Source organism: Enterobacter sp. SECR19-1250, assembly GCF_013391025.1.
GTDB lineage: Bacteria > Pseudomonadota > Gammaproteobacteria > Enterobacterales > Enterobacteriaceae > Enterobacter > Enterobacter cloacae.
This window is the reverse complement of sequence record NZ_JACASJ010000319.1, coordinates 1-377: the sequence shown is the minus strand read 5'-3', so window position 1 is coordinate 377 and position 377 is coordinate 1. Positions and strand designations below refer to the sequence as shown.

At 38.2% G+C, this 377-nt stretch carries 1 protein-coding gene; it reads right to left on the bottom strand.

The window, feature by feature from the left end:
- Window positions 1–234, bottom strand: a 234-nt coding sequence (locus HX884_RS26810) for a PcoE (protein WP_178329064.1), incomplete at its 3' end; no start/stop codon positions are given.
- Window positions 235–377 lie beyond the last annotated feature (143 nt).

Here is a 377-nt window from a genome sequence, read left to right as displayed (position 1 = left end):
CATAAATGAATGAGCAACAATGGCCCTTTCATGTTCATTCATTTCAGAGAATGAGGGCGTGTTGTTTTTATTAACCCTGTCCGGTAAGTTTTCATGCGTCGAGGAATTCACATGACTGACGGCTGAGGCATTATTAACAAATCGATGTGCTTCATGGGCAATATCACTGGACTGAGCAAAAGCTGCCCCACAAAATAAAGCTGTAAACGCAGTGGTCGTGATTAATATATTCATGTGTAATTACCTTCTGAGGTACATAAAAGATGTCCTTATGATCATATATAAAAATAATCAACCTGTGGGGAAGATGACGTAAATGTAATACAGCTATGTACATTACACGATTGTAATGGATTTGTTTCTTAAGGTGTGCTAGG